Annotated in this window: 24 protein-coding genes and 1 tRNA gene; 18 read left to right on the top strand and 7 right to left on the bottom strand. The window is 63.7% G+C overall.

The features are described 5' to 3' along the window. The first annotated feature begins 28 nt into the window (after positions 1-28). From ppa to DOM66_RS20080, 4 genes are all read left to right on the top strand, one after another. A complete protein-coding gene (gene ppa / locus DOM66_RS06850; protein ID WP_110689650.1) occupies positions 29-556 on the top strand; it encodes an inorganic diphosphatase in 528 nt (175 codons plus the stop codon). Between the two features lie 60 nt (positions 557-616). Beyond that, positions 617-952 (top strand): DUF190 domain-containing protein, encoded by a 336-nt coding sequence (locus tag DOM66_RS06845; RefSeq protein ID WP_110689649.1) that lies wholly within the window; start codon positions 617-619, stop codon positions 950-952. 563 nt (positions 953-1,515) lie between these two features. Then, positions 1,516-3,351, top strand: coding sequence for a hypothetical protein (locus DOM66_RS06840; protein WP_110689648.1), 1,836 nt, complete (start codon positions 1,516-1,518; stop codon positions 3,349-3,351). 138 nt (positions 3,352-3,489) lie between these two features. Next, positions 3,490-3,939 (top strand): DUF6884 domain-containing protein, encoded by a 450-nt coding sequence (locus DOM66_RS20080; RefSeq protein WP_407071978.1) that lies wholly within the window; start codon positions 3,490-3,492, stop codon positions 3,937-3,939. A gap of 718 nt (positions 3,940-4,657) precedes the next feature. On the opposite strand, the gene DOM66_RS06830 is transcribed toward DOM66_RS20080, so the two are convergent. Next, positions 4,658-5,521: a YicC/YloC family endoribonuclease gene (locus DOM66_RS06830; RefSeq protein ID WP_110673948.1), complete on the bottom strand. Its 864-nt coding sequence runs from the start codon at positions 5,519-5,521 to the stop codon at positions 4,658-4,660. A 214-nt stretch (positions 5,522-5,735) separates the two neighbouring features. Between DOM66_RS06830 and rph the strand changes: the two genes are divergently transcribed. Further along, positions 5,736-6,458 carry a ribonuclease PH gene (gene rph, locus DOM66_RS06825; protein WP_110673949.1) on the top strand — a complete coding sequence of 241 codons (723 nt, stop codon included), beginning with the start codon at positions 5,736-5,738 and terminating at the stop codon, positions 6,456-6,458. Positions 6,459-6,617: 159 nt separating this feature from the next. Next, positions 6,618-8,351 (top strand): ubiquinone-dependent pyruvate dehydrogenase, encoded by a 1,734-nt coding sequence (poxB, locus tag DOM66_RS06820; RefSeq protein ID WP_110689646.1) that lies wholly within the window; start codon positions 6,618-6,620, stop codon positions 8,349-8,351. A gap of 121 nt (positions 8,352-8,472) precedes the next feature. Here poxB and DOM66_RS06815 read toward each other — a convergent pair whose 3' ends face one another. Then, positions 8,473-9,240, bottom strand: coding sequence for an exodeoxyribonuclease III (locus DOM66_RS06815; RefSeq protein ID WP_035470213.1), 768 nt, complete (start codon positions 9,238-9,240; stop codon positions 8,473-8,475). 127 nt (positions 9,241-9,367) lie between these two features. On the opposite strand from DOM66_RS06815, the gene pyrE reads away from it, so the two are divergent. The 3 genes from pyrE (at position 9,368) to trmL (ending at position 11,398) form a co-directional block, all read left to right on the top strand. Continuing rightward, the gene (pyrE, locus tag DOM66_RS06810) at positions 9,368-10,069 is read left to right on the top strand and encodes an orotate phosphoribosyltransferase (protein ID WP_110673951.1); all 702 of its coding nucleotides are present in this window, start codon (positions 9,368-9,370) and stop codon (positions 10,067-10,069) included. Between the two features lie 150 nt (positions 10,070-10,219). After that, complete coding sequence (locus DOM66_RS06805) at positions 10,220-10,789, top strand: YfaZ family outer membrane protein (RefSeq protein ID WP_110673952.1); 570 nt, start codon at positions 10,220-10,222, stop codon at positions 10,787-10,789. A gap of 138 nt (positions 10,790-10,927) precedes the next feature. After that, positions 10,928-11,398: a tRNA (uridine(34)/cytosine(34)/5-carboxymethylaminomethyluridine(34)-2'-O)-methyltransferase TrmL gene (gene trmL / locus DOM66_RS06800; RefSeq protein WP_110673953.1), complete on the top strand. Its 471-nt coding sequence runs from the start codon at positions 10,928-10,930 to the stop codon at positions 11,396-11,398. A 21-nt stretch (positions 11,399-11,419) separates the two neighbouring features. On the opposite strand, the gene DOM66_RS06795 is transcribed toward trmL, so the two are convergent. Next, positions 11,420-11,875 carry a GNAT family N-acetyltransferase gene (locus DOM66_RS06795; RefSeq protein WP_110673954.1) on the bottom strand — a complete coding sequence of 152 codons (456 nt, stop codon included), beginning with the start codon at positions 11,873-11,875 and terminating at the stop codon, positions 11,420-11,422. Positions 11,876-11,953: 78 nt separating this feature from the next. Between DOM66_RS06795 and rep the strand changes: the two genes are divergently transcribed. The 4 genes from rep (at position 11,954) to DOM66_RS06775 (ending at position 17,098) form a co-directional block, all read left to right on the top strand. After that, entirely contained in the window at positions 11,954-14,017 is a 2,064-nt protein-coding gene (rep, locus tag DOM66_RS06790; RefSeq protein ID WP_110673955.1) for a DNA helicase Rep, read from the top strand. 141 nt (positions 14,018-14,158) lie between these two features. Then, complete coding sequence (locus DOM66_RS06785) at positions 14,159-15,115, top strand: tripartite tricarboxylate transporter substrate binding protein (protein WP_110673956.1); 957 nt, start codon at positions 14,159-14,161, stop codon at positions 15,113-15,115. Beyond that, the gene (locus DOM66_RS06780) at positions 15,112-15,567 is read left to right on the top strand and encodes a hypothetical protein (protein WP_110673957.1); all 456 of its coding nucleotides are present in this window, start codon (positions 15,112-15,114) and stop codon (positions 15,565-15,567) included. Before DOM66_RS06785 ends, DOM66_RS06780 begins: the two co-directional genes overlap by 4 nt. A gap of 19 nt (positions 15,568-15,586) precedes the next feature. After that, positions 15,587-17,098 (top strand): tripartite tricarboxylate transporter permease, encoded by a 1,512-nt coding sequence (locus DOM66_RS06775; RefSeq protein WP_110673958.1) that lies wholly within the window; start codon positions 15,587-15,589, stop codon positions 17,096-17,098. A 42-nt stretch (positions 17,099-17,140) separates the two neighbouring features. Here the strand turns inward: DOM66_RS06775 and DOM66_RS06770 are convergent, their stop codons facing one another. Beyond that, the gene (locus DOM66_RS06770) at positions 17,141-17,998 is read right to left on the bottom strand and encodes a LysR substrate-binding domain-containing protein (RefSeq protein ID WP_110673959.1); all 858 of its coding nucleotides are present in this window, start codon (positions 17,996-17,998) and stop codon (positions 17,141-17,143) included. Between the two features lie 138 nt (positions 17,999-18,136). On the opposite strand from DOM66_RS06770, the gene DOM66_RS06765 reads away from it, so the two are divergent. The 3 genes from DOM66_RS06765 (at position 18,137) to metC (ending at position 21,582) form a co-directional block, all read left to right on the top strand. Then, positions 18,137-18,739, top strand: a complete 603-nt coding sequence (locus DOM66_RS06765; RefSeq protein ID WP_110689645.1) for a cysteine dioxygenase family protein — start codon at positions 18,137-18,139, stop codon at positions 18,737-18,739. After that, positions 18,739-20,304, top strand: coding sequence for a rhodanese-like domain-containing protein (locus DOM66_RS06760; RefSeq protein WP_110673961.1), 1,566 nt, complete (start codon positions 18,739-18,741; stop codon positions 20,302-20,304). Before DOM66_RS06765 ends, DOM66_RS06760 begins: the two co-directional genes overlap by 1 nt. A gap of 108 nt (positions 20,305-20,412) precedes the next feature. Further along, a complete protein-coding gene (gene metC / locus DOM66_RS06755; RefSeq protein ID WP_110689644.1) occupies positions 20,413-21,582 on the top strand; it encodes a cystathionine beta-lyase in 1,170 nt (389 codons plus the stop codon). Positions 21,583-21,744: 162 nt separating this feature from the next. On the opposite strand, the gene DOM66_RS06750 is transcribed toward metC, so the two are convergent. After that, a complete protein-coding gene (locus DOM66_RS06750; RefSeq protein WP_188115152.1) occupies positions 21,745-23,424 on the bottom strand; it encodes a methyl-accepting chemotaxis protein in 1,680 nt (559 codons plus the stop codon). Between the two features lie 342 nt (positions 23,425-23,766). On the opposite strand from DOM66_RS06750, the gene DOM66_RS06745 reads away from it, so the two are divergent. Continuing rightward, positions 23,767-23,843 (top strand) — tRNA-Arg (locus DOM66_RS06745). 89 nt (positions 23,844-23,932) lie between these two features. Here DOM66_RS06745 and DOM66_RS06740 read toward each other — a convergent pair. After that, positions 23,933-24,631, bottom strand: coding sequence for a cation diffusion facilitator family transporter (locus tag DOM66_RS06740; protein ID WP_110689642.1), 699 nt, complete (start codon positions 24,629-24,631; stop codon positions 23,933-23,935). 65 nt (positions 24,632-24,696) lie between these two features. Here DOM66_RS06740 and DOM66_RS06735 point away from each other — a divergent pair, with 65 nt between their 5' ends. Then, positions 24,697-25,107 (top strand): MerR family DNA-binding protein, encoded by a 411-nt coding sequence (locus DOM66_RS06735; protein WP_245392379.1) that lies wholly within the window; start codon positions 24,697-24,699, stop codon positions 25,105-25,107. A gap of 40 nt (positions 25,108-25,147) precedes the next feature. Here DOM66_RS06735 and DOM66_RS06730 read toward each other — a convergent pair whose 3' ends face one another. Beyond that, positions 25,148-25,846 (bottom strand): aspartate/glutamate racemase family protein, encoded by a 699-nt coding sequence (locus DOM66_RS06730; protein WP_110689640.1) that lies wholly within the window; start codon positions 25,844-25,846, stop codon positions 25,148-25,150. Positions 25,847-25,884 lie beyond the last annotated feature (38 nt).

Here is a 25,884-nt window from a genome sequence, read left to right as displayed (position 1 = left end):
TTCATCACTCTTTAGAGGGAGTCATGCCATGAGTTATGACCTGATTGCAGCCGGCCAGTCGATTCCGGACGACATCAACGTCGTGATTGAAATACCCGTCAATCACCGCCCTATCAAATACGAAGGCCACAAGCCTAGCGGTACCCTGTTCGTGGACCGTTTTCTGTCGACATCGATGGTCTATCCAGCCAACTACGGCTTCATTCCTCAGACCCTGAGCGAAGATGGTGACCCGATCGACGTGCTGGTGCTGACGCCCTGTCCGCTGGACCCCGGCGTGGTGATTCGCAGCCGCCCCATTGGCATGCTTCGCATGACCGATGAGCACGGGACGGATACCAAGATTCTGGCGGTGCCGCACAGCGACTTGACGCCGCTGTATGACAATATCCACCGCTGGCAGGACGTGGAGCCCGCGACACTGGCGCGCATCGTGCACTTCTTCGAGCAGTACAAGCGGCTGGAACAGGATAAGTGGGTACGCACGGATGGTTGGGGGGATCTCGACCAGGCGCGTCAGGAGATCGCCTCGTCCGTCGAGCGCTACCAGGCATAGGTCGGACGACCATGTCAGCCGGACGGTCAGCGACAGGCCGCCCGGCTGGGAGGTGAAGATATGCAACGTCTGAAAAGCGGTTACGAAGTCACGTTCATTGTGCCGGAATCACGCCGTCACGAGGGCAAGCGTATCGTGGATCTGGTGACGGACACGGCAGAAGCGCACGGTATTACCCGGATGACCTGGCGTCGCGATGTCGAGGGCGTGGGAGAAGATGGCCGGATGCACGCCGCCCATTTCTTCGAACTGGCGGATCAGCCGGTCGAGCTCATCTACGCCCTGGGAGAGGAAGCGGCTGAGCGCTTCATCGACGCCATCGAAGCCACTGGCGCCCCGGTATTTTGCCTCTGCCGCCCCGTCCATTTCGGTCAACTGAACGAACACAACGGCTGAGGCCGGGATCACCGAGGGCTCCCCCGGAGCCCTTCTCGCATGGCTGGCTCGCCGCAGTGGTAGATGTCCGCGTCAGGCTGTGTACGGAAACTGCCTTGCTCGTCGACTTTTCGCACAACCCCTAGCGCCTTGGCACTACTCGATATTCTGAATCTTAATATGGAATATTTGTATCATTCCTCTTAAAATCAATTAGTTATGCTGATAATTTTGTCTGTTTTTCTTTTTGCTACCCATAGTGCTCTCCGTTTGGCTGTGGTTGGACCTCGGAAAGGGTCTCTGGGGCCGACTGAAGCTCTATCCATCACCGACGAGGAAGGCCTGCCCTCAACCGATCAGAAGCGTTTGGGAACGGATCCACCCTTTGCTGGTTCGCTTGAGGAGACAAAACGACGAATTTTCCACCCCCTTCTGGCACGAACGAGCAGTTTCAACGTGAAGGTCTCATTATTGAAGATAGTTACCCATCTGCCGATATACCTAGCGTAAAACGGCGAGACCCTTAACTTCTCCGAGGTCCTTTGCCGCCCACTGAGATCCAACCTGCCTGAGGGGAGTCAGAGATGAGCCAGAAGAAATGGCCGTGCGATGAGGTGTTACTCGAACGGCTGCAAAAATCCCTCCCCGAGGAAATCGATGTATTGGTCGATGTGATCACTGATTCGGGCAAGGGGCGCACCAGTCTGGCTGCTGAATATAAAAGAGCATTGGTCTTCGCGAGGCAGAACCCCGAACCCGGCCGATACGATGACAATGTGCTCAGTTTGATCGCTTTCGAAGCTCAGGCGTTTGGCGGCCACTCCATCGCGAACGTCACACGTCGAATTCTGAAACGCCCCACAGCCACCTACGACGAGATCGTTGGGGACGTCTTCAAAAAGTTGAATGGTACGGATAATGAGGGCAAAAGCTGCGAGCAGAAGGAGCGTGAGATTGCGCTAGCCCTGTTTGGCGACGAATGGCGTGATTTGAGTCCGGCCGAGCGTCTGGAAAAAAGCACCAGCGCTCGAGTGCTGTCTGGAGCATTCTTCATCCCCCAGGATATCAGTGACAAAGCGCGCGGATTTGCCTCGAAAGTTTTTAACGGCAAGACCAAAACGCTAGCAGCTGCAATCGGTATGCGAACAGCTGCGGTTGGCATGCGGTTGAACCCAGCGGGAGCGCTGATTGGCGCCGGTCTCGCTGTCAATAGTGTGCTCTCTGAAGCCTATCGAGTAACCATACCTTTTGTGGCGCAAATGGGATGGATAAGCCTGCGACAGCAGCTGGACGCTGAGAAACCAACGAAAATGGTGCCGTCTCAAAGTTCGCTCTCGACTGCAGACGCCGCCGCGATCAATAGTCTGGAGCTAACCGACGAAAACGGCGGGCCCCTCATGAAAATCAGCCTATTCGACCGTGAGCCCGAAGGGTCAGGTAGTGATTTGCCGGATGAGCAAATCAGTATGCTGAATCCACTGTTATCCAATATTCCGGGGCTGGCAGCGATGGCAGAACAGCAGCGGGGTAATTATGTGCTATGCAGTTTGCCATTTAGCTCTTTGACTGAAGCCAAAGGTCAGGAAGGAGCGCGGGCTATTGTCACTCATGGAGGGCGATTTAAGGAGCATGCGACCCTGAGTAAGCCGGAGGCTTTACAAAACGTTCTGGTTAGCGGAGCCATATGGAATGTCGTATCTACTGCAGTGGCACAGAAACATCTACATGACATCAATGAAAAGCTGACAAAAATTATTCGACAGATTGATGCCTTGCAGGCAGATTTCGACAATGAGCGACGATATAAGCTAGAAGGTATGGTCCAGTATATTCAGAGCCTTCTGGATCACTATCCCATCGAAGGTGTCGATGGGGCTGCTCAGAATCATTTGGAACAGCGGCTTATTGATTTATACGAATTAGAACGCCATTTTAAAGATAGAATCTCAAGAGAAGAAGAGCTCGCTAAAAAAATAGAGCAAGGGAAAATCCTGAGCGCCAAGAGCTCACGTCTAAAGCTTGAGGAGAGTCTCGCGAAGCAACAGGAGTGGACGACCGCTTATCTTCAAGTCGTTCAGCTACGTGTCGTCAGCTACGCTCTACTCTATATAGCCAACCCGCTATCTCGTTATCGAACCGAAGCGTGTCGAATTATCGATGGCCTAGCCGATCTGCCTGGGACCGCATCCCGAAACCAACAGATTTTCAGCGCTCAAATGTCGATGAGCCATTCATTCCTTTCCTCTGTACAAGAAGATCAGAAACAGCGATATGCAGCCAAACTTGAAGCTTTGACCAACTCTTTGAAAGAAGGCCCCACGGTTGCGCAGCAGCTGTACCAACATTTTTTCGATCAATCGGATATAAAAGTACTTTTGCGAATGGAGGAAGGTGAAGCAGTGGAGGGGCAGTTGCTATAATAGAAGGCGAGCATGAGAAATCTCATTTGTTTTATTGGTCTCGGACGGGGTGGATGGAGATAATATGGCCGAACTTTTTAGAATAAATGGTCTTTGAGAATTGAATGCAAATAAGATTCAAAGGTCGATCCGCCGACATTGTCCAATGGTAGGGGTCCTCCTTTGAAGATTGCTCTTGTCTCATGCGTAAAGACCAAACAGTCTGTTCCAGCTCCGGCTGGGGAGCTTTATACCTCCAATCTGTTCCGCAGTTTGCGAGCTTACGCTAGTCGGCAGGCCGATTGTTGGTACGTTCTTTCTGCCGAACACGGTCTTCTAGCGCCAGAGACCGTCATCGCGCCCTACGAGCGGACTCTGAATCGTATGCCCATCGCTGATCGACGCGCCTGGGCCGCTCGTGTTTGCCATTCACTGAGCGAAGCAATTCCCTCTGACGCGTCGATTTTGATGCTGGCAGGCGAGCGCTATCGAGAAAACCTGATGCCTTGGTTAGCAGCAAGAGATCACACCGTGGAAGTGCCCTTGGCAGGCAAGCGTCTCGGCCATCAACTTAGCTGGCTACGGGATCAAATGGGAAGATCAGTATGACGCGCGATCAGGCCCATCACCATTTTCACGAGCAGTTGGCGAAGCTGCTCACCCGGGAGGGCCAAGGGTTGCCACTTGCTCAGTATAGCGGCCAATCGGCACTTCCTCGTGCAGGGCTTTATCTATTCATTGATCCCCATGAGCAACCTGTACATCCGGCCATGCCGGGCCGAATCGTGCGGGTAGGAACTCATGGTGTTGCAGCAGGTTCACGATCTACGCTTTGGCAGCGACCAAGGGCCCATAAGGGGACTCAGGCCGGGAGCGGAAACTATCGAGGCTCTATCTTCCGTTTGCACATCGGGACGGCCCTACAGGCTCGTGATTGTCATGAGCTGCCTTGGTGGGGACGTGGCAGTTCGCGGCCGATCGAATTGAAAGCGGATTTGGCTGCACAGGAAAGAGAAAAAGCTCACGAGCAGCGAGTCAGCGCCTATCGTTGATCAAGCATGCCTGGCTCAAGAGTGGAGGTGTCCGCGGCGATTGCAGATTCACCAGGATCTCTGGGAGTCCGGCGAAACACGCGATGAGTACCGTGTGGTCCGCCTGATACTTCGGCGAGGGCTGCGCTCCCAGACCGGTTACCTGCAGTGGTCAGGCGACTGTGGAGGCTGCTGGCGGTCGTGTTGCCCAACTATTAGGACCGCCAATTTGACGTAATGGCATTCAACGCTGCCTGTGCCACTGATGTCACCCTTTTCTTGGATTTTGATGAAGCCTACTCGATATTCTGAATTTGCTCGCGCATCTGTTCGATCAGCACCTTCAGCTCCACCGCGCAGCGAGTCGTCTCGGCGACCACCGCCTTGGAGGAGAGGGTGTTGGCTTCGCGGTTGAGTTCCTGCATCAGGAAGTCCAGCCGCCGGCCGATGGGCCCCTTCTGTCTGAGCTGACGCTCGACCTCGCCGACATGGGTCTCCAGGCGGTCTAGCTCTTCGGCGACATCGGCCTTCTGGGCCACCAGGACCATCTCCGCTTCCAGCCGCTGCGGGTCGAGTTCGGCGCGGGCGCTCTCCAGACGTTCGAGCAGCAGGGCGCGCTGGCGTTCGAGCATCGTGGGCAAGTGCGCGCGCACGCTGGCGATCTGTTCGCGTACGCCGTCCAGGCGCTCGCGGATCAGCGCCGCCAGACGCTCGCCCTCGCGGGCACGCCCGCTCTCCAGATCCGTCAGTGCGGTCTCGAACAGCGCCAGGGCGGTGGCCTTGACCGCGTCCAGATCGAGGCGCTGGCTCGCCATCACACCGGGGTGGGCGAGCAGCTCGAGGGCATTGGGCATCGGCGCTTCCGGCAGCGTCTGGCGTACCTGGCCGAGGGCCTGGGCCAGCGCTGCCAACTGAGCATCATTGATCTCCGGGGTGGCGCCGCCCTCCGCCGGTTCGAAGCGTAGCGTGCACTCCACCTTGCCCCGCGACAGGCGCTGGCGCAGGGCGTCGCGGTAGGCTGGTTCGAGGTCGCGCAGCGCGTCGGCGAGCCGGAAGTGCGGCTCCAGATAGCGCTGGTTCACCGAGCGCAGTTCGAGCTGCAGGCTGCCCCACTCGGCATCATGGGTCTGGCGGGAGAAAGCGGTCATGCTATGGGGCATGGGAAGTCCTTGAGCGCATGGGGCATCTGGGTCTTGCGTCGCGTCTCGGGCGCAGACCGTCTCTGGCTTGGACAGCGTCACGCTCGGCGTGAGATCGCGTGGGGGTCGAGTGTAGCGCATCGCCACCGCGGGAGAAGGACGGGCCGGCGGGGAATTCGTCGCACACTCGGGTAGAATGTGACGTCTCAATTCATAGGTTTTCGATGAGGCTTTCATGCGCCCGAGTGGACGACGCCCCGACCAGCCCCGCGAGGTCACGCTGACCCGCGGTTTCACCCGCCACGCCGAGGGCTCGGTGCTGGTGAGCTTCGGTGACACCCAGGTGCTCTGCAACGCCAGCGTCGAGGCCGGCGTGCCGCGCTGGCTGCGCGGCAAGAACCAGGGCTGGGTCACCGCCGAGTACGGCATGCTGCCCCGCGCCACCCATACCCGCGGCGGGCGCGAGGCAGCGCGCGGCAAACAGGGTGGCCGCACGCTGGAGATCCAGCGCCTGATCGGCCGCAGCCTGCGCGCGGCGGTGGATCTGAAGAAGCTGGGTGAATTCACCATCACCGTGGACTGCGACGTACTCCAGGCCGACGGCGGCACGCGTACCGCCTCGATCACCGGTGCCTGCGTGGCGCTGGTCGAGGCGCTGCAGCACATGCAGCGCAAGAAGCTGATCAAGTCCGACCCCTTTCGCCAGCTGGTCAGCTCGATCTCGGTCGGGGTCTACAAGAACACCCCGGTGCTCGATCTGGACTATCCCGAGGACAGCGCCGCCGACACCGACATGAACGTGGTGATGACCGAGGATGGCAAGCTGATCGAGGTGCAGGGCACCGCTGAGGCCGAGGCGTTCTCGCGTGCCGAACTCAACGCCATGCTCGATCTTGCCGAGGGCGGCTGCCAGACCCTGTTCGACAAGCAGCGCGAGGTGCTCGGCGTCCGCCGCTGAGCGCGCCATGGCGCGCCGCTCTAACTCGGTCCGCACTCGGCCCGACTCGCGTGGCGGACGGGATAGACTAGACTAAAGTCTAGTCTTCAGCCCAAGCCATCAGTCACCGGGCCGAGCCTGGCGCTGTGCCGGCGCGGCCACCATCACCAGGAGAGCAACGTGGCCGAATTCACCATCGCGGATCTGATCATCGAGACACTCGCCCGTGCCGGCGTACGTCATATCTGGGGCCTGCCGGGGGACTCCCTCAACGGCCTCACCGAGAGCCTGCGCCGTCAGGAGCAGATTCGCTGGCGCGGCGTGCGCCACGAAGAGGTGGCGGCGCTGGCAGCCAGCGCCGAGGCCGATGCCACCCAGGCGCTGAGCGTCTGCGCCGGCTCCTGCGGCCCGGGTAATCTGCACCTGATCAACGGCCTCTACGAGGCCCAGCGCGCCGGCGTGCCGATGCTGGCGATCGCGGCGCAGATTCCCTCCAGCGAGATCGGCCTGGGCTATTTCCAGGAGACCCACCCCGAGAACCTGTTCCGCGAGTGCAGCGACTACTGCGCGCTGGTCTCTTCACCCGATCAGATGCCGCAGGTCCTCGAGACCGCCATGAACACGGCGCTGACCCAGCGCCGGGTGGCGGTGATCGTGGTGCCGGGGGATGTCGCGCTCCAGCCGGCGCCGGTCAAGCAGGCGAGCTGGAACGCCCCGGTACGCGCCGTGGCGGTGCCGCCGCCAGAGGCGCTGGATGCGCTGGCCGAGCACCTCGCCGGCCACTCGCGCATCGCGATTCTCGGCGGCTATGGTTGCCACGGCCATCACGCCCAGGTGGTGGCGCTGGCCGAGCGGCTCAACGCCCCGGTGATCCACGCCCTGCGCGGCAAGCAGTCGCTGGAGTACGACAACCCCTACGATGTCGGCATGACCGGGCTGATCGGCTTCAGCTCCGGCTATCACGCGCTCAAGGAGTGCGACTTCCTGCTGCTGCTGGGGACCAACTTCCCCTATCGCGACTTCTTCCCCGAGCACGGCAATATCGTCCAGATCGACGAGCGGGGTACGCATCTCGGGCGCCGCTGCTCGCTGCTCCAGGGGCTGGTGGGGGATATCGGCGCCACGCTGGACGCACTGCTGCCGCGGCTGGCCGAACAGCCCGATCGCAGCTTCCTCGAGGAGACCCAGGCGCACTACCACAAGGCGCGCCAGGGGCTCGACGAGCTGGCCACGCCGCGCGCCGAGGGCGAGCCGCTGCATCCGCAGTATCTGACCGCGCGGGTCAGCGAGCTTGCCGCCGCGGACACGGTGTTCACCTGCGACGTGGGCACGCCGACGGTGTGGGCGGCGCGCTATCTGGCGATGAACGGGCAGCGGCGCCTGACCGGCTCGTTCATGCACGGCTCGATGGCGACTGCGACGCCGCAGGCGATGGGGTGGCAGGCGGCCTTTCCCGATCGCCAGGTGGTGGCGCTGGCCGGCGATGGCGGCATCAGCATGTTGATGGGTGATCTGATCACCCTGGTCGAGCAGCAGCTGCCGGTGAAGATCGTGGTCTACAACAACCAGACCCTGGGTTTCGTGGCGATGGAGATGAAGGCCGCTGGGTTCGTCGACGAGGTGACCGATCTATCGCCGGCGAACTTCGCCGAGGTTGCCGAGTCGCTGGGTCTGTTCAGCCAGCGGGTTGACTCTTCCGAGGCCCTCGATGCGGCGCTGACGGCGGCGTTCGAACATCCAGGCCCGGCGCTGGTCGACGTGCGCACGGCCAAGCAGGAGCTGTCGATCCCGCCGCGTATCCAGGCCGAGCAGGCCAAGGGCTTCAGCCTCTATACCCTGCGCGCGATCATGAGTGGCCGGGGTGATGAGGTGATCGATCTGGTCAAGACCAACTGGCCCTGGCAACGCGGCTAGTCGTCGCCGGGGCTGGCAGCGGCGGTCACGCCGCCCGCTGTCGTACCCAACGCAAGACGCCCCGCATCAGCGGGGCGTCTAGTTTCCGAGATCGGGCCCGGCCAGGTGCGGCCGGTTCGCCTCAGAGTTCGAGATCATACTCCACGATCAGCGGAGCGAACTCGCTGAAGGTGGCATCGGTATCGATCCAGGCGTCCTTCACATGGCGGCGGAAGTTGGGGCCGACCACCTGATAGTCGAGACGCCAGCCCTCCTGACGAGCCCGCGGCACTTCCTGATCCAGCTTGGGCCACCAGGTGTACTGGTTGGCGTCGCGATTGACCTCGCGGAAGGTGTCGATGAACCCGGTGGGGCCGAAGACCTGATCCATCCACGCCCGCTCTTCGGGCTTGAAGCCGGGGGTCGTCTGGTTGTCGGTCCAGTTGGCCAGGTCGAGCGTCTTGTGCGCGATGTGCCAGGTGCCGCAGATGATGTATTCGCGCCGCTTGCGCGCCATCTTGTTCAGGTACTCGAGGTACTGGGTCATGAACGTCTGCTTGGCGGCCGGGTCCTGGCCGTCCGGCATCAGGAAGGTGGCGATGCTGAAGCGGTCGTAGTCCGCCTGCAGAAAGCGCCCTTCGTGATCGCACTGCTCGAAGCCCAGGCCATACATGATCGCCTTGGGGATCTTGCGACAATAGAGCCCGACGCCGGAGAAGCCGTCCTGCTCGGCGTCCAGGAAGTATCCTTCGTAACCCTCCGGATAGAGGATGCTGTCGTCCAGCTCGAAGCTCTTGGCTTTCAGGTTCTGCACGCAGACGACATCGGCATCCTGCTCGGCCAGCCAATCGAGAAAGCCTCGTTCGACGGCGTCACGGATCCCGTTGACATTGATGCTGGCGATTTTCATACCGTGTTCCTTCTTCGTCGCGCGTGTATGATACCCGAGCTTGCGAGATTTAGGTAAAAGCGAAGCGCCTTAAATGGGGGCGCAAGCGACACAAGACAACGGCCGGGACTGACACAGGGGGGCTCGAGTGAGCGCGGAGATCCAACCATATCAACGAGAGTTCATCGAATTTGCCATCGCCGAAGGGGCGCTGCGGTTCGGTGAGTTCACGCTCAAATCCGGTCGGGTCAGTCCCTATTTCTTCAATGCCGGCCTGTTCCGTTCCGGCCGCGCCCTGGCCAGGCTGGGGCGTTTCTACGCCAGCGCAATCGCCGACAGCGGGATCGAGACAGATGTACTGTTTGGTCCAGCTTACAAGGGTATCTCGCTGGCGGCGAGCGCAGCCATTGCCCTGGCCGACCATCACGACCGCGATATTCCCTTTGCTTTCAACCGTAAGGAAGCCAAGGACCATGGCGAGGGCGGCAACATCGTCGGCGCCGAACTGCGCGGCCGGGTGCTGATCGTCGACGATGTCATCACCGCCGGCACCGCCATCCGCGAAGTCATGCAGCTGATCGAGGCCGCCGGTGCGCGTGCCGCCGGCGTGGTGATCGCGCTGGACCGCCAGGAGCGCGGCCAGGATGGCGACGGCCTCAAGCCGCACAGCGCCATCCAGGAGGTCGAGGCGGCCTACGCCATGCCGGTGATCAGTATCGTCAATCTCGACCAGATGCTCGCCTATCTCGAAGCGCGCGAACCCGGCGCGGGCGAGCGGGATGACTTCGCCCACCACGCCGAGGCGATTCGCGCCTACCGCGACCGCTACGGCGTGACCCAAACGCGCTGAGTCCGGCGAGGCGGCCGCTCCCCCGGCGGCTCGGGTCGGGCACCGGGGAATTACAATCGGTTTAAAAACACCGTTTGATAATTTGCCGGATTATGTCACGCTTAAGCCGCAAGGCCAACGCGTTTCGGCGCGACTTTCTGGAGACGTGACATGATCAAGCGCAGCCATTTCAAACCTTTGGGCTTCGCCCTCGCCACCGCCACCTTCGTTTTCGCCAGTCAGCAGGCGATGGCGCTGAGCGTATCCGCCAACGGCGGCAAGGACTCCTTCGGGGTCGAAGCCAGCCAGACCATTCTGCCCAGCCTGCGTGCCGGGGTGGGCTATCTCAATACCGACGACAGCGGGCACAACGCCAAGGCGTACTCCGGCTCGCTGATGTTCTCGCCGTGGCTGCCGGGGATCGATCTCTCGGTCGGCGGGCGCTATCAGTACCAGGACACCCACTACGGCAATGGTGGCGGCCTGGGTCTGGGTGGTTCGGCCTTCGTCGACACCCCGATTCCGCTCACCTCGGTGGGCGCCTACGGCTTCTACACGCCGAAGGGGCTGGCCCACGGCGATATCGACAAGAGCTACGAGTACGGCGCCCAGGCGCGGGTGAACATCATCTCGCACACCTACGTCTACGGTGGTTACCGCTACCTGCGCACCGACTTCGACAACGACAACGGGCACACGCTGGACAGCGGGCCGGTGCTGGGCGTCAGCGTCGGCTTCTGATGCCGCGTATCTGCCATCAGCTCGGCGATACCCAGCCTGTTTAACCGGTCACGGTAACTGGCCCTGCCATCGGCGCCCCATGTGGGCGCCGATGGCGTATCATGCGCTGATGCCCGTCATCACCGCGAGGCTGTCGCCATGCTCGATATCGTGCTGTTCGAACCCGAGATTCCGCCCAATACCGGCAACATCATCCGGCTCTGTGCCAATACCGGCTTTCGGCTGCACCTGATCGAGCCGATGGCCTTCGAGCTGGAGGACAAGCGGCTGCGTCGCGCCGGCCTCGACTATCACGAGTGGGCGCGGGTCCAGGTTCATGCCAACTGGGCGGCGTTTCTCGAAACCGTCGGCCCGGAGCGGGTCTTCGCGGTCTCGACCCGCGGCCGCCACGGCTACAACCATATCCACTATCGCGAGGGCGATGCGCTGGTCTTCGGTCCCGAGACCCGCGGCCTGCCCCAGGAGATGCTGGATGCCCTGCCGCCGGCGCAGCGTCTGCGCATTCCCATGCTGGCCGACAGCCGCAGCCTGAACCTCTCCAACGCCTGCGCCATCATCGTCTTCGAGGCGTGGCGCCAGCTCGACTTCGCCGGGGCGGTGGATGTGTGAGCGCGGCCTGGGGCATCGGGTTTACAGCCGCCGGGTCATGAACACGCTGTAGGGGTCTTCGACGTAATCGCCGAAGGGCCCGCAGGTCTCGAAGCCGAATGCCGCATAGAGCCTGTGCGCCGGGTCGAAGTGCGCCGCCGAGCCGGTCTCCAGACTCAGGCGCTCGAACCCCGCCGCCCGCGCTTCGTCGATCAGATGGGTGAGTAGCGCGCGAGCCACGCCGCGGCGTAGGTGCTGCGCGTCGGTGCGCATCGACTTGAGTTCGGCGTGTGTCGCGTCGAGGCGCTTGAAGGCCCCGCAGCCGAGCAGTTCCCCTGCCTCCCACACGCTATAGAAGAATATGTCCGGGTGGCGCAGGGCCGAGAGATCCAGCGCATGCCGGCTCTCCGGCGGGGAGTGGGGGGCGAAGTCCGCCAGGTGGGCTTCGAGTAGCGCGGCGATCTCCGGCCCGCTCAGGTCGTCTCTTTTGATCTGCATGGGGTGTATCATTCCCTGTCTATCGTTCTCATGTCAGCGTTCTGATCTCACCGTTCCTACCTCTGCGATTCTGCCCCCATGTCCGATATCCGCCAACGCCTTGCCAAGCTCAACCCGCGCCAGCAGGAAGCGGTGCGCTATATCGATGGTCCCTGTCTGGTCCTGGCCGGGGCCGGCTCGGGCAAGACTAGCGTGATCACCACCAAGATCGCTTATCTGGTCCAGGAGTGCGGGATGAGTGCGCGCAAGATCGCCGCGGTCACCTTCACCAACAAGGCGGCGCGCGAGATGAAGGAGCGCGTGGGGCAGATGCTCAAGGGGCGTGAGGGCCACGGGCTGACCGTCTCCACCTTCCACAACCTGGGGCTCAACATCATCCGCCGCGAGCTCAAGGCGCTGGGCTTCCGCCCGGGCTTCTCGCTGTTCGACCCGGAAGATGCCAAGGCGCTGCTGCGCGACCTGATGCAGAAGGAGGCCGACACCGACGCCGAGCAGATCGGCGCGGTGCAGAGCCAGATCTCCCAGTGGAAGAACGACCTGGTGCTGCCGGGGCACGCGATCTCCCACGCCGCGGACGAGGACGAGCAGTACGCCGCGCGCATCTACGAGGCCTACAACCGCCATCTCAAGGCCTATAACGCGGTCGACTTCGACGACCTGATCATGCTGCCGGTGGTGCTGCTGTCGAGCGACCCCGAAGCCCTGGCGCGCTGGCGCAAGCGTATCCACTACATGCTGGTGGACGAGTACCAGGACACCAACGTCAGCCAGTACCAGCTGGTGAAGATGCTGATGGACGAACGCGCCACCTTCACCGTGGTCGGCGACGACGACCAGTCGATCTATGCCTGGCGCGGCGCACGCCCGGAGAACCTGGTCACCCTGGGCGAGGATTTCCCACGCCTGAACGTGATCAAGCTGGAGCAGAACTACCGCTCCACCGCGACCATCCTGCGCGCCGCCAATACTCTGATCGCCAACAACCCCCACGTCTATGACAAGACCCTGTGGTCGGACATGGGCCAGGGCGATGCGATCCGCGTGATCGTCAACCGTCACGAGGAGGCTGAGGCCGAGCGCGTGGCCGGCGAGATCCTCACCCGGCGGATCAAGGAGCGTGCCGAATGGCGCGACTTCGCCGTGCTCTACCGTGGCAACTTCCAGGCTCGGCTGCTGGAGCTCAAGCTGCAGCACCACCAGATTCCCTACAAGCTCTCCGGTGGCACCTCGTTCTTCTCGCGCAACGAGATCAAGGACGCCATGGCCTATCTGCGCCTGCTGATCAATCCGGATGACGACAACGCCTTCCTGCGCATCGTCAACGTGCCGCGCCGGGAGATCGGCCCCGGCACGCTGGAGAAGCTCGCCAACTATGTCATTGAACGTCAGGCGAGCGAACGCCAGCGCTCGATGTTCGCCGCCTGTGGTGAGCTGGGGCTGGAGCAGGTGCTGCCGACCCGTGCGGTAGAGCGTCTCGGCCGCTTTGCGCATTTCATCGACGGTGTGCGCAAGCGCATGGACCAGGGCGACGCCATCGCCGCGATCCGCGAGATGATCCGCGACATGGATTACGAAGCCTGGCTTTACCAGAATGCCAGCGCGCCGACCATCGCCGAGCGCCGCATGGCCAACGTCTGGACGCTGATCGACCAGCTCGAGAAGTCGATGCACCGCGACGACGACGAGGGCGAGGCCAGCGAGGAGACCGACGACGTGCAGGCGGCGATCTCGCGCCTGGTGCTGCGCGACATCCTCGAGCAGCAGGCCGAGGAGGATGACTCCGACCGCGTGCAACTGCTCACCATGCATGCCTCCAAGGGGCTCGAGTTTCCCCATGTCTATCTGATGGGCCTGGAGGAGGAGCTGCTGCCGCACCGCAACGCGATCGAGGCCGGCACCATCGAAGAGGAGCGCCGCCTGGCCTATGTCGGCATCACCCGCGCCCGGCGCACGCTGACGCTGACCCTGGCGCGCCAGCGCAAGGCTTACGGTGAACTGCTCGACTGCACCCCGAGCCGCTTCCTCGACGAACTGCCGGCGGACGATCTGGAGTGGGAAGGACGCGCCGACAAGGAGAACCCGGAGCGCAAGCAGGAGCGTGGCCAGAGCGCCATCGCCGGGCTGAGGTCGCTGCTGGGGTAGAGGAAATGGCTGCCGGGAGGCCGATAGGGGCTGTCAAAGTTAAAGGATGCTTATAAATTAATCGGATTTGTTTAATTGATGGCGTAACTGTTCGGCGATAGCGTGAGGGGGTCCCATACATAACACAACCAAGGACCTCCCATGATTCGCCTCCGCTCGTCGTTTTCCGTCGCCCTGGTCATGCTGGCCTCCGCCTCACTGGCTCAGGCGGCTGACTATCCCAACAAGAACATCGATTACGTCGTGCCTTTCGCCTCCGGCGGAGCGGTGGATATCACCGGTCGCATGATCGCCGAAGCGGCGCCGGAAGCCTTCGACGGCAAGAAATTCATCGTCAAGAACATGCCGGGTGGCGGGGCGGTCGTCGGTCAGACCTACGTGAGCTCCGCGCCGGCCGATGGCTATACGCTGCTGGCGATGACCTCGTCGGTGATCAACAACTCGCTGATGAAAGACGTCAGCTACGACCTCGACAGCTTCACGCCGCTGGCGCTCTACAACCTCGATCCGGAGGTCATCGTCACCTCGGCCAAGGGTGACCTTCCCGATCTCGAGGCGTTCCTGGCGGCGGCTTCCCATGGCAGCGTCAGCATCGCCACCCCCGGCAACTCCACCTCCCACCATATCGCCGCCCTCGCGCTGGCCCAGCAGCAGGGGCTCGATTTCCGCTATGTCCACAATGCCAGCGCTGCCATGCAGCTGCAGCAGCTCATGGGTGGCCACGTGCAGGCGGGCTTCATGTCGCTGGGCGAGGCGGTGGGGCCGGCCAAGGATGGCAACATCCGTATTCTGGCGGTGATGGACCAGGCCCGCAGTGATCTGGCACCGGACGTGCCGACCTATCAGGAAGTGACCGGCGACGACGTGCAGTGGGGCACCTTCCGTGGCATCGGCGCACCGGCCGGCCTGCCCGACGAAGTCGAAGCCGAGCTCGCTTCGCGTCTGCAGAAGGTGCTGACCTCTCCCGAGTTCATCGAGCGGATGGCCGCAGCCGGCTACAAGGTCGATTACCGTGACGACGCTGCCTTCCGTCAGTATCTCGACAAGACCGCCACCCAGATGGAGCAGGTGATTCCGCTGCTGGAAAGCCAGTCGTGAGTCGTCATCTGGGAATCTCGGCGCCGGCGCGGGGCTTCGACCTCGCGCTGGCGCTCCTCTGTGGCGGTCTGGCGGTCGCTGTACTGATCGTCAGCCGAGGCTACCCCGAGTCGGCGGCGGCACTGCCCGAGATCATCGGTTATCTGCTGCTGGCCTGCGCCGTCGCGCTGGGGTGCTTCCCCGGCAAGCGTGCCGACTTCGAGGCGGTGCGTGGCGCCAGGCTGGTGATGACCCTGGTCCTGGTGATCGCGGCGGTCGCGCTGATCGAGTGGGTCGGCGCGGATATCGGCCTGTGGGTCCTGTTCGTCGGCTGTGCCTGGATCATGGGCTATCCGCTGGGCGGACGCCTGCTGGTCATGGCGCTGGCCCTGGTGGCGCTGATCGGCGCGGTGTTCGGCGGCCTGCTGGGCGTCGCCCTGCCGGGCCCGATCTTCGGCCCGCTGTTCGCCTGACCCCTCCGAGGAGCATTCGATGGATTACTCTGCGTTGTGGGCCGCGGGGCTGCATGCGTTCAGCCTGTGGCCGTTGTTGAGTCTGTGTGCGGGCGTGGCGCTGGGGCTGGTGGTCGGCTCCATTCCCGGGCTCAACGACACCATCACCCTGGCGGTACTGGTGCCGGTGACCTTCGCCATGCCGCCGGACATCGCCTTCCCCCTGCTGGTGGGGGTCTACTGCTCGGCCTGCTTCGGCGGCTCGTTCCCGGCCATTCTGCTCAAGATCCCCGGCACCGCCTCCTCGGTGCTCACCGCCATCGATGGTCATGCCATGGTCAAGCAGGGCAAGGCCGGCATGGCACTGGGGATCGCCACCTACAGCTCGACCTTCGCCGGTACGTTGTCGGCGCTGGTGCTGGTGTTCTTCGCCCCGCTGCTGGCTCAGTACGCGCTCAAGTTCGGCCCTGCGGAGTACTTCTCGCTGAGTGTGCTGGGGCTATCGACGGTGGTCGGCATGGGCGCCGGCAATGCCATGAAGAGCGCCTTTGCGTGTCTACTCGGGCTTCTGGTGGCGATGATCGGGATGAGTCCCGAGGCGGGCTTCCCGCGGTTCACCTTCGGCAGCTTCTGGCTCTTCGAAGGGCTGCCGCTGACGCCGATCCTGATCGGCCTGTTCGGGCTGAGCGTGGTGTTCGAGATGCTCTCCACCCGCGCCGAGACGGCGGCGGGCGATCGCATCGACCGCACGCCGATCCGCTTCGGTGACATGCTGCTGTCGGCGTCGATGATCAAGCGGCTGCTCCCGACCTGGCTGAGCGCTTCCGCGCTGGGCAATCTGATCGGTATTCTGCCGGGAGCCGGCATGCTGGTCGCGATCTACCTGGCCTACGAGCGGGTGAGACGGCGCTTCGGCGAGCGCTGCGGCCAGGGCCTGCCGGAGGGCGTGGCCGCCCCGGAAGCCGCCAACAACTCGGTGGTCGCCAGCTCGATGGTGCCGCTGCTGTCGCTGGGCATACCGGGCAACTCCACCTCGGCGCTGTTCCTGGGGGCGCTCTTGATCCAGGGGCTGCGTCCCGGGCCCGGGCTATTCGAGGCCAGCCCCGACGTCGCCTATCTGATCGTGATCTGCTTCGTGATCGCCAACCTGATGATGTTCCCGCTGGGGCTGCTCCTGGCCCGGCTGGTGCCGAATCTGATTCGGGCCATCCCCCAGCCGCTGCTGGCGGCATCGATCGCCTGTCTATGCCTCACGGGGGCCTACGCCATCGGCAACAGCGTATTCGGGGTTGTGGTAGCGGTCTGTTTCGGCGGCATCGGCTTCGTGTTCAATCGCCTGCAGGTGCCGCTGTCGCCATTCATCCTGGCGCTGGTGCTGGCGCCGGTGATCGAGCGCGCATTCTTCCAGAGCATGGCGCTGTCGAACGGTTCGTTCACCTACTTCGTCACGCAGCCGCTGAGCGCCGGCATGCTGCTGTTCACGCTGCTGTTTCTGCTCTGGCCGCTGGGGCGACGCTACTTCCGTCGGCGGCAACAGGCGCTGGCTTCGTGAGGCACTGTCTTTGTGAGGCACCGTCTTTGTGAGACGCCGGAGTCACGCCCGCCCGCCGATCTGACTGGCGATCAACTGATAGAGCTTGGTGGCCGCCTCGCTCGGATTGTCGTCGCGCAGGTAGAGGTAGAAGTTCATGTCCGGCAGCGGCGGCAGGCCCTGACGCTCGCCCAGTACGCGAAACTCCGGCGTGACCATCTCGACGCTGCGGGCGGTAATACCGAGCCCCGCGCGTACCCCGGCCTTGATGCCGGCCAGGTTGGGGGCGACGTAGCTCTCCTTGTAGGCGCAGCCGGCGCGCTGGAGCGCCTCCAGCGCGACGCGGCGGAAAATGCTCGGCTCGTCGGCCAGCACCAGCGGCAGCGGCGCGCCCTCGTCGAGCTGATAGTCGCTGGCGGCGAGCCACACCACCGGTGAGCTGCGCAGAAGCAGATGCTCGCGGTCTTCGGCCTGACGTGTGGAGATGGTCAGGTCCAGTTCGCCGGCGAACAGCATGTCCATCAGGTCGGGGCTGCGGCCGACATGGATCGCCATCGACAGGCGCGGATTGGCACGCGCAAAGCGCTGCAGGATGCCGGGGAGTACGGTATCGGCGATATCGGCAGGCGCCCCGATGCGCACCGGACCGCTCAACTCCTGATCGTGCAGCGTCGACCAGAGTTCGTCGTGCAGGGCCAGCAGCCGCCGGGCGTATTCGGCCAGACGGATACCCGCCGGCGTCAGCTGCTTCTGGCGCCCCTGCTTGAAGAACAGCGACACCTGCAGCTCCTCCTCCAGACGTCGCATCTGCTGGCTGATCGCCGGCTGCGACTTGTGCACCTTGAGCGCGGCCCGGGCGAAGCTCGACTCGTCGCAGATCGCCACGAAGGTGCGCAGCAGAGAGAGATCCAGGTGCCGCATATTGTTAAGACCTCGTTATGTTTGTGGCCTGAAAGCTTAATATATCGGAGAACTTTAATGCAGTAGCTTGGGGTTCTCCTACCGGGACGCGCCGCCTGCGACGCGCTCATCGTTTGCCATTACCGAGGAAACCGTGCCATGGCTCCCACTGCTGAAATTCGTCAACAGACCGTCGAGTCCACGCTGCATCACGTGCGTGACATCATCGAACGCCAGGGCGTCAACCGTGATGCGCTGGCGGAGGTGCTGAAGGCCCTCGAGGGGCTGGCCGCCCAGCGCGAAATCTGGAACGAGGCGGAGTTCCCGCCGCCGGGGGCCGACGAACGCCAGGCGCGCTATCTGATCGATCAGACCCCCGAGCAGACTTTTGCCCTGTATCTCAACGTGATGCGCCCGGGTAAGCGGATTCCGCCCCACGATCATACGACCTGGGCCTGCATTGCCGGGGTCGAGGGGGAGGAGCTGAACACGCTCTATCGGCGGCTCGACGACGGCAGTGTCGACGGCAGGGCCGAAATCGAGGTGGATCGTGAGGTGCGCATCGGTGCCGGTAGCGGCGTGGCCCTGATGCCCAACGATATCCACTCGGTGCTCATCGAGGGCGAGCAGCCGATTCGCCACCTGCACCTCTATGGTCGCGCGCTGGAAACGCTCACCGAACGTACCACCTTCGATGTCGAGGCCGGCACCCGTCGGCTGATGGACATCGGCGTGCAGACGCGCTCGACGGGAGCACGTTGATGTCGACGATTTCCCCTGCCGCACTCAAGGCACGACTCGGCACGGCGGGTGCGGAGCTGGCGTTTCTGGACGTGCGCGAGTTCGGCGAGTACGGCATGTCGCATCCGTTTCACGTCGTCAATCTGCCGCTCAGCCGGCTGGAGGCGGGTATCACCCGGTTGGTGCCCAGGCTGGCGGCGCCGATCGTGGTGATGGATCGCGCCGACGAAGGTCGAGCCCGCCATGCGCAGCAGCGCCTGAGCGCCTTGGGGTATCGCGATGTGGCCGTGCTGGCGGGGGGTATCGAGGGCTGGACCGAGGCCGGATTCGGCTGCTTCGCCGGGGTCAATGTGGTCAGCAAGACGTTCGGCGAACTGGCCCATGAGCGCTTCCACACGCCCGTCATCGATGCCGAGACGCTGGCCGCGAAGCAGGCGCGGCACGAGCCGCTGCACATCTTCGATGGTCGCCCGCTGACCGAGTACCACAAGATGAACATCCCCGGCAGCGTGTGCTGCCCCAATGGCGAGCTGGCCCGGCGGCTGCCGGCGCTGCTCGATGGCGATCGCGAGACGCCGGTGGTGATCAACTGCGCCGGCCGCACGCGCAGTATCGTCGGCGCCCAGACGCTGCGCTGGCTGGGGGTCGACAATCCGGTCTACGCCCTGGAGAACGGGACCCAGGGCTGGCGGCTGGCGGGGCTCGAACTCGAGTACGGCAGCCAACGCCGCTACCCGGCGCGGGCGCCGGTCGATGAGCGCTGGGCGCAGGCCGCGCAGACCACGGCAACGGCGCACGGGGCGCGGGCGATCGACACCGCTTGCCTCAATGACTGGCTCGCCGACGAGACCCGCACCACCTATCTGTTCGATGTGCGTACCGCCGAGGAGTACCACGACGACGGCCATCCCGAGGCGGTTCACGCGCCGGGTGGGCAGCTGATCCAGGCCACCGATCACTGGGTCGGTGTCTACCGGGCGCGGATCGTGTTGCTCGATGACGATGCCTGCCGTGCCCCCATGGTGGCGGCATGGCTGGCGCTGATGGGGCACGAGGTGGCGTGGCTGGAGGGCGGTCGCCGCGGCTGGGGCGAGATCGCGGTGGCGGAGGGGCGCGGGGTGGCGGAAGTGACCCCCGACGTGCCGACGCTCGAGGTGGCAGCGGCCCTCGATAGCGCCCAACTGCTCGATCTGCAGCCCGGCATGGCCTATCGCCAGGCGCATCTTCGCGGTGCCCGCTGGGTCAATCGTGCGCTGCTGGAGACCCAGCTCGCCGATCTCGACCCCGGTGCACACACCGTGCTGGTAGGTGATGCCGGCGCCGTGGCCTGCTTGCTGCCGGACCTGAAGATGCGCGGGTTTCACCGCGTGAAGTGGCTGCCGCTGGCGCTCGACACCTGGCGTAGCCAGGGTATCGACCTGGTCTCGACCCCGGAGAGCCCTGCCGATGCCGAGTGTATCGACTACCTGTTCTTCGTCCACGACCGTCACGACGGCAATCTGGAAGCGTCACGTCGCTATCTGGCGTGGGAGACCGGCTTGCTGGCACAGCTCGACGCTGAAGAGCGCGCCACCTTCGCGATCTGATCCTCCCGGGCGCTCGCCGAGGGGCGATTCGGCGAGCGCGGACGGCCAACAACGACACTTGTCTAACGCCGCCGGCCCGAGCCTCGGAGTGCCGGCAGGGAGCCATGCATGCAGCTGGAAACCGATCTGCTTCATATCGGCCGGCCCCAATCGGGGCCGGCCTCCGTCAATCCCCCGGTGGTGCGTACCAGCACCGTCACCTTCGACTCGCTCGCCCAGATGCGCGACACCAAGCGTCGTCGCGAACAGGGCGAGCGTCCGTTCAGCTACGGCCGGCGCGGCACCCCGACCACCTACGCGCTGGAGGATGCCGTCTCGCGCCTCGAGGGCGCCGAACAGACGCTGCTGACGCCCTCCGGTGTGGCCGCGATCAACCTGGTGCTGATGACCCTGGCCCGGCCCGGCGCTCAGATCATCGTCGCCGATAGCGTCTACCAGCCGCTGCGACGCATCGTCGATGGGTGGTTGCGGCCCTGGGGCGTACGCGTCGACTACTTCGACGGCAGCGTCGCGCATCTGCAGTCGCTCCTGACCGACGACACCTGTCTCGTCTACACCGAGGTACCGGGCTCGCTGGTCTACGAAATGCAGGACCTGCCCGCCCTGGCCGCGCTGACGAGCGCCCGAGAGATACCGCTGGTGGTGGACAACACCTGGGCCAGCGGTGTGCTGATGCAGCCGCTGTCGCTGGGGGCCACGGTGTCGCTGATGGCGGGCACCAAATACGTGGTCGGCCACTCCGACGTAATGATGGGCAGCGTCAGCGCCAATGGCGAGACCGGCCGGCGACTGCGTGAGATGGCGGTCACGCTGGGTCAGTCACTGAGCAGCGACGACGCCTATCTGGCGCTACGCGGTCTTCGCACGCTGGCTTGCCGCATGGACGCCCACGGTCGCCATGCCGAGGCGCTCGGCGGCTGGCTCTGCGAGCAGCCGCGGGTCGCCCGGGTACACCAGCCGTGCCGTCCCGAGCACCCGGGGCACGCCTGGTGGCAGCGCGATTTCCGGGGCAGCAATGGCCTGCTCACCCTCGAGTTCGAGCGCGAGGTGAGCGAGGCTCAGGTGGATACCCTGGTGGATAGCCTCCACCTGTTTGGCATTGGCTCATCCTGGGGGGGCTACGAAAGCCTGGCGTTGCCATGCAATGTGGCCGCTGCGCGCAGCCTCTCTACCGAGTGGTCGAGCCGCGGGCCCTGCCTGCGGCTGCATGTCGGTCTGGAAGCCGTCGAGGATCTGCAGGCAGATCTGGCCCAGGCCTGGCAGGCCGTTCTGCGCTGAGCCATGGCCGGGCCGTGAGTCGCCTCCGCCAACCGCATCCACAGGAAAACCGGCCTCGCACGAAAAAAAGCCTGGCGGATACGCCAGGCCTTCAAACGTCACGATCGAACGGTGGAACCAGGGGTTACCGCCGGCTCGCGTCGAGCCGGCGGTCTGGCGGCCTCAGAAGGTCGTCCACTCCTCTTCCTGCTGCTTGGCGGTAGCCTTGGGTTGGCTGGGCTTGGCGTTCGCCAGCCGAGCCTGGGGCGCGTTCACCGACGGCTGCGGGCGGCGCTTGGCCGACGCGGCGTGGTCTTCTTTCACCTTGAAGAAAGCCATCTCTTCGGACAGCGACCGGGCATGTGCCAGCAGCTGACGGCTGGAGGTGCTCGATTGATCGACCAGCCCGGCGTTCTGCTGTGTCGCGGTGTCCATCTGCGATACCGCCTGGTTGACCTGATCGATACCCTGGGACTGCTCGCGGCTGGCCACGGCGATCTCGCCCATCAGGTCGTTGACCCGCTTGACCCCCTCGACGATCTCGTTGAGCGCGTTGCCGGCGTCGTCCACCAGGCGTGTGCCCGAGCCGACCTTCTCTACGCTCTCCTTCACCAGCTCCTTGATCTCCTTGGCGGCATCGGCACTGCGCCCGGCCAGGGTGCGAACTTCGCCGGCGACGACCGCGAAGCCACGACCCTGCTCGCCGGCACGTGCCGCTTCCACCGAGGCGTTGAGCGCCAGCAGGTTGGTCTGGAAGGCGATGTTGTCGATCAGTCCGACGATACTGGAGATGCGCTGGCTCGAATCGTTGATCTCCGCCATGGCCTGCATCGCCTGCTTGGCCACCACGCCGCCCTGCTGGGCGCGCAGGCTGACTTCGTCGACCAGCGTATCGGCCTGGGAGGAGTTGTCGGCGTTGTGGCGCACGGTAGCGGTGATCTCATCCATCGATGCGGCAGTCTGCTCGAGACTCGCGGCCTGCTCCTGGGTACGGCGGTTGAGGTCGTCGGTGCCCTGGGCAATCTCGTCGGCCGCCTGCTGCACGGATTCAGCGTTATGGCGTACGGCGGTGACGACCTGGGTCAGACGTTCCTGCATCGAGGTGAGATCGCGCAGCATGTCGCCGAACTCATCCTGGCAGGTAACATTGATATGGGTATCCAGACGCCCTTCGGCGAGTGCCGTGGCCAGTTCCCGCGCCTTGCCCAGCGGGGTCATGACACCGCGCACCAGCCACAGCGTGAGCAAGCCGGCCAGCAGCGTGGCCAGCACGATGCTGCCGATGATCAGCATGCGCAGGTCGCTGAAGCTCTTCTCAGCCGAGGCGAAGCCGGTGTCGGCCTGGGAGATATTGGCCTGGATTGCCTGCTGCAGACTCTCCAGCGTGTCATCATAGCTCTGCTTCACGGGGCCGTTCATGGCCGCCGTGGCGCTGGCGAGGTTGCCGGCGTTGAGGTCGCTCATGATGCCATTGAGTTGAGACTCCAGGGTGGCGAGGCGTTCGGGGAACGCCTTGGCGGCTGCCGCTTCGGCACCATCCTTGACGCTGTTCTTGTCATAGCGGGCCCAGTTTTCCTTGATGCTCTGGCGGTTCTCGTCGATCTCCTGTCTGATCTCGGTCAGATCGGCGTCCTGGCCCGAGGTCAGCGCTTCGCCGATCAGCCCCCGGTTGAGCAGAAGACCCGCACGGACCTGGGCCAGTGTGGTGATGGGCAGCAGGTTGTTGGTGTAAGTCCGTTCGACGTGATCACGCTCCTGGCTGGCGCCGTAGAGCCCGATCAGGCCGGTGGCGATCAGCATGGCGGTACACAGGCCTAGACTCGTGCCGAGCCTGAGTTTGACGCTGCGCTTGAGGAATGACATGGCTTGGGTGTCCTTGGATAGTGGTTCCGCTGCCTGCACGCCTGGCTGGGCGGATGGTGGCACCGGTTTGACGGCGCTCTTCTTCATTCTTTGCTTGCGTGTCCAGTAGCTATATCGGCAGAAAACGCGGCTAAGTTCAATTAGTGTTTTCTATTGTAACAATATTTTAGATTTGCGTAGCCTTGGGCCCGCTGAGCTTAGCCCATCATGACGACAGCGCCAGCCCGAGGCTGGACACCCTGCAGGCGAGCAGGTAGGATGGCCGCGCCGCAAACGGGCGAATCACCGTTCGCAGAACGGCCAAGCGCTTGTTGAACCACCGCTTGTGACAACCTGCACTACGCGCCCTTAGCTCAGCTGGATAGAGCGTTGCCCTCCGGAGGCAAAGGTCAAAGGTTCGAATCCTTTAGGGCGCGCCATATTGTTACGAAGACCGCCACCCGTGCTCACGCCGGGTGGCGGTTTTCGTTTGTGGGGGCGGCTTGTTCCTGCCGTGACGCCAGTCGTCTCAATCACCGCAACAGGATTTCGCGCCGCAGCAGCTACTGGCTTCGGCGTTGCCGGCAGGCCGAGGTGTCTCTTCGCGGGCTGCCCCAGCCTCCCGCCACGCGGCTAGCGCCTCGTGTCCGATCCGCCAGGCCGAGTGTAGAAACAGCGCGGCGATGGCCAGCCCCACGATCACATCGGGCCAGAGCGTGCCGGTGACACTGACCGCGACCGCTGCCAGCACCACGCTGCTATTGGCGATGAGATCGTTGCGCGAGCAGAGCCAGGTCGAGCGCATATTGAGATCCGCCGAACGGTAGCGCAGCAGCATGAGGAAGCAGGCCGTGTTGGCCGCCAGTGCCAGCGCCCCGATGGCACCCATGGCGCCGGCGTCGGGCACGCTACCGGTGATGCTCTTGTGGATGGCCTCGGCGATGACCGCCAGGCCAAAGACAAACATGAACAGGCTCTTGATCAGCGCCGCGCCGGCTCGCGTCTTCTCGCTGCGGTTGAGCGCGTAAAGGGTCAGCACGTAGACGGTGGCATCCCCGAACATGTCGAGTGAATCCGCCAGCAGGGCGGTCGAGCCGACCAGCCAACCCGCCACGAACTCGATCACGAACATCGCGCCGTTGATGCCGAGTACCCCGTACAGCACCCTGGCCTGTGCGCCTCGTAACCGTGCCAGCTCGCCAGCCTTGCTTTCGCAGCAGGAGTCCATGCCGATACCTCCTCGAATGACCGGCTGATAGCATGAAGGTTCTAGTGGCTATAGGGTCAAGCGTCATGGAGTCGCGACTCACGATCGGTCAGCTCGCCAAGTCGACAGAGACCAAGGCGGTGACCATCCGCTATTACGAGCGGGCGAGGCTGATGTCGCCGGCCACCCGGACGGCGGGCGGTTATCGCCTGTATACGGCGCGCGAGCGGGATCGCTTGATCTTCATCAAGCACGCTCGTCAGTTGGGGCTGAGTCTGGAGGATGTCAAAGCGCTGCTGGGGCTCGCCGACGACGAGGAGGCCCCGTGCGATCGGGTCGATGAGATCATTCATGTACAGCTGGCGCGGGTTAGGGAGAGATTGAAGCACCTTCGCCAGCTGGAGCAGGAACTCGACCGGCTCGAGCGTTGCTGTCACGGCGACAAGATCGCCGATTGCCAGATCATCGAGTCGCTCTCGCGGGCCCATGGCCCCTGACCGCCTGCCTTGGCAGGCGGGCGTTCTCAACGGTCGTCTTTCAGCGGGCGTCGAGCGCGAAGGCGAGCCCCATCTCCACATGCAGTGCGGTGGTGTCGTAGAGCGGCAGTGCGCTGTCCTGCGGGCTCAGCAGCAGGGCGATTTCGGTACAGCCTAGGATGATCGCGCGGGCGCCGCGGGCGTGCAGGTTGGCGACGATGTCGCGATAGTGCTCGCGGGAGTCGTCGCTCACGACGCCTTGTACCAGCTCCTCGAAGATGATGCGGTGGACCGCCTCGCGCTCGTCCTCTTCGGGGATCAGGCAGTGAATGCCGTAGCGCTCGGTGAGGCGTTCACGATAGAAGGGCTGCTCCATGGTGAAGCGTGTGCCCAGCAGCCCTACCTGGTCGATGCCGTCTGCCGCCAGGCGTTCGCCGGTGGCATCGGCAATATGCAGCAGCGGAATGCCCAGCGCCGAGTCGATGGCCGGGGCGACCTTGTGCATGGTGTTGGTGGCCAGCAGCAGGCACTCGGCACCGGCGGCTTCCACCTGGCCTGCCGCCTTCGCGAGCTGTTGGCCGGCCTCGTCCCATTGGCCACTGCGCTGTAGGGCTTCGATCTCGGCAAAGTCGACGCTCACCAGCGCGATCCTGGCCGAGTGGTGCCCGCCCAGGCGCTGACGCACGCCTTCATTGAGCAGGCGATAGTAGCTCTGGGTCGATTCCCAGCTCATGCCACCGAGTACACCGATCGTCTTCATGGGTTCCTCCCTGTTGGCCAGCCACTACATCATCGATG

The organism is Salinicola endophyticus, assembly GCF_003206575.1.
GTDB lineage: Bacteria > Pseudomonadota > Gammaproteobacteria > Pseudomonadales > Halomonadaceae > Salinicola > Salinicola endophyticus.
Note: the sequence above shows the minus strand (reverse complement) of the source record. Positions and strands in the feature narration are given on the sequence as shown.